Source organism: Micromonospora sp. AMSO12t, assembly GCF_008806585.1.
Lineage (GTDB): Bacteria > Actinomycetota > Actinomycetes > Mycobacteriales > Micromonosporaceae > Micromonospora > Micromonospora reichwaldensis.
This window is the reverse complement of sequence record NZ_WAAS01000436.1, coordinates 1-3,124: the sequence shown is the minus strand read 5'-3', so window position 1 is coordinate 3,124 and position 3,124 is coordinate 1. Positions and strand designations below refer to the sequence as shown.

The 3,124-nt window shown below is 77.3% G+C and carries 3 protein-coding genes; 1 reads left to right on the top strand and 2 read right to left on the bottom strand.

Going from position 1 to position 3,124, the window contains the following annotated elements; translation table 11 throughout:
• Positions 1-352 (top strand): gas vesicle protein K (locus F6X68_RS31850; RefSeq protein ID WP_225852558.1); only part of this gene is annotated, 352 nt, incomplete at its 5' end.
• A 54-nt stretch (positions 353-406) separates the two neighbouring features.
• Here the strand turns inward: F6X68_RS31850 and F6X68_RS31845 are convergent.
• Positions 407-2,710 carry an AAA family ATPase gene (locus F6X68_RS31845; RefSeq protein ID WP_151457713.1) on the bottom strand — a complete coding sequence of 768 codons (2,304 nt, stop codon included), beginning with the start codon at positions 2,708-2,710 and terminating at the stop codon, positions 407-409.
• Positions 2,711-2,732: 22 nt separating this feature from the next.
• The coding region (locus F6X68_RS31840; protein ID WP_151457712.1) for a hypothetical protein at positions 2,733-3,124 on the bottom strand (392 nt) is incomplete at its 5' end.

Sequence of the window (3,124 nt, the reverse complement as noted above, 5' to 3'; positions counted from 1 at the left end):
CGACCGCCGGGACGAGGCGGCCGAACTCGCCGCCGCGCTCGGCGACACCCGGTGGCAGCCGCCCCGGGTGACGCCGCTGGACCGCCGGCTCGCCGTAGACCGGGACGGCGTCGAGCGGGGGCTGGCCAGCCTCGTGCTCACCGTGATCGAGCTGCTGCGGCAGCTCATGGAGCGACAGGCGCTGCGCCGGGTCGACCTCGGCGACCTTACCGAGGAGCAGATCGAACGGATCGGCACCACGCTGATGGCCCTGGAGGAGCAGATGGCGGGGCTGCGCGAGTACTTCGGCCTCACGCCCGAGGACCTCAATCTCGACCTCGGGCCCCTCGGCCCCCTCCTGCCCACCGACTGACGAGTCGTTCACGACATCAGCCCGACAGCGCCCGTCACCCCGGGGCGCGGGCGCTCAGCCGGCCCGCTTCTCGGCGTACGCGGCGAGCCAGGCGACCTGGGCCGGGTCCAGGGACGGGCGGACCCGGGCGCGGGCCGCCGCCACGTGCGCGGCCGTGACGGTGGACGCCGTCAGCGACTCCCGCATGGCGGCCAGGGCCGCCTCGCGCACCAGCGCGGCACAGTCCGCCGCCGAGAAGCCGTCCAACTCGCCGCCCAGTTCCACGAGGTCCACCTCGGGTGCCAGCGGCACGTTCCGGGCCGAGGCGCGCAGGATCTCCGCGCGCGCCGGCCCGTCCGGCGGCGGCACGTAGACCAGCCGTTCCAGCCGTCCCGGGCGCAGCAGCGCCGGGTCCACCAGGTCGGGGCGGTTCGTCGCGCCGACCACCACCACGTTGCGCAGCGTCTCCACGCCGTCCAGCTCGGTCAGCAGCGCGGCCACCACCCGGTCGGTGGTGCCGCCGTCGCTGGCCTGGCCGCGTACGGGGGCGAGCGCGTCCACCTCGTCCAGGAAGATCAGGGTGGGCGCGGCCTCCCGGGCCCGGCGGAACAGCTCGCGGACCGCGCGCTCGCTCTCACCGACCCACTTCGACAGCAGCTCCGCGCCCTTCACCGAGAGCACGTTCGCCCGCCCCGAGCCGGCCAGCGCCGTGACCAGGTAGGTCTTGCCGCAGCCCGGTGGGCCGTAGAGGAGCACCCCGCGCGGCGGCTGCACGCCGAGCCGGGCGAAGGTGTCCGGGTAGGTCAGCGGCCAGAGCACCGACTCGGTCAGCGTCTCCTTGACCTCCGTCAGGCCGCCCACGTCGTCTAGCGTCACCGAGGCCAGCTCCAGGGTGGAGGCAGCCATGGTGGTGGGGCGGACCACCTCCAGCGCGGCGGTGAAGTCGGCCATCGCCACCGTCGGCGTCTCGGCCGACTTCTGGCGCAGCGCCGCGCGCACCCCGGCCTCGCGGAGCAGCGCGGCCAGGTCGGCGGCGACGAAGCCGGGGGTACGCCCGGCGACCTCGTCGAGCCGCACGTCGTCGGCGAGGGGGACCTGCCGGGTCAGCACCGTCAACTGCTCCCGGCGCAGGGCCGCGTCCGGCAGCGGCACGCTGATCCGCAGCGAGAGCAGGTCCGGGGCACGCAGCGCGGGGTCGACGGCCTCGGGCCGGCCGGTGGTGCAGACGACCGCCGCCCCCGCCCGTACGGTCTCGGCGACCACCTGCCGGAACACGGTCGCCACCGGCCCCGGCCCGTCCGCCGGGGCGAGCGCCTCCACGTCGGTGACCAGCAGCACCCCGGTGCCGTCCGCGCGCGCCTCGGCGGCGGCGGCGCGCAGCCGGTCGGCGGCGGCCTGGTTGGTCAGCGCGGCCACCTCGGGAGCCCAGAGCGGGCTGACCCGGGCCCCGACCCGGGCGGCCACGGCCCGCACGAGCGCCGCCTTGCCGGAGCCGGCCGGCCCGGCGATCAGCACGCCCAGCGAGACGGTCGTGCCCAGCCGGCCGAGCACCTCCCGGTGGTGGAAGCCGAGGTCGAGCAGCTCGGTCAGCTCCTCGGCCTGCGACCGCAGCCCGGGCAGCTCGTCCACCGCGGGCGGCGCCTCGTCGACGCTTCCGGCGGTGTGTCCCGTGGCGTCCACGGCGCCCGGGAGGCGTACGCCCCCCGTGGCAGCCGCCCGGCCCGGGGCGGTCCCGTTGGGCGTCGGGCCCGCGTCGAGGCGGCGCCCCTGCGGGGCGGGTCCGGTGCCGGCGGAGCCGTGGGTCGCCTGGCCGTGCTCCCAGCCGACGACGGTGTCCATGGTGACCAGCGAGCCGGTGTCGGGCTCGGCGGCGACCACGGCGAGCAGGGTGCTGGTCCAGGCGTACCCGACGCTGTTGGAGAGGCTGCGCCGGGCGGCCTCCACCAGGCTGCGCACCGAGGCGTCGGGCAGCACGTCCTGCGGTAGCAGCGACACGTCGTCCCCGGTCGTCACCACCTTGCCGAGCAGGGCCAGCCGGAGCATCTCGGGCGAGACCACGGCGGCGATCTGCGCCGGACCGGCGAGCAGCACCCGACGGGCCGGCGTGACCGGCAGACGGCTCACCGTCACCTGGGCGCCGTCGCGGATGCCGAGGTTGCCCAGCATGAGGTCGTCGGCGTAGAGCAGCGCGGTGCTGGCGGTCGGCTCGGCCGGCGCGACGATGCCGGCGCTCACCCGCCGGCCCGCCAGCCGCACCGGGTCGCCGGGTCGCAGCGCCAGCGCGGTGAGCACCTCCGGGTGCAGCCGGACGACGCCCCGTCGGGCGTCGAGGGCCGCCGGCCGCAGGCTCGCGGTCAGGGTCAGGTCGGGTTCCGCCACCGCCCGACCCTAGCCGCCGTGGTCACGCCCTGCCCCCTCCCGGGGCGTTCCGTGCTCCGCGAGGAGCGTCACCGTCCCCCAGCAGGGAGGAGCCGCGGCGGATCAGCTCGGCCAGCCGTGCCGCCGGGTCGGGGGTCAGCCCCTCCTGGGCCGGCGTCCAGGCCGGCACCGTCTTGACCGACATCGGCCACGCCGGCGGCGGCGCGGGGGCCTCCGCGTCGACCGTCACGCCCGCGTCGGTCCAGGCGACCCGCAGCGGGTACGCCTGCCCGTCGTGCTCGACCCGGATGCTGACCGCGGTGCCGGGGTGGCCGGCCACCACGCGACGGACCGCCTCGGCGACCTCCACCACGGGGTCGCGGTGTTCCGCGCCCCGCCGCGCGTCGACCCAGCCGGGCCCGGCGTTGCGCCCCT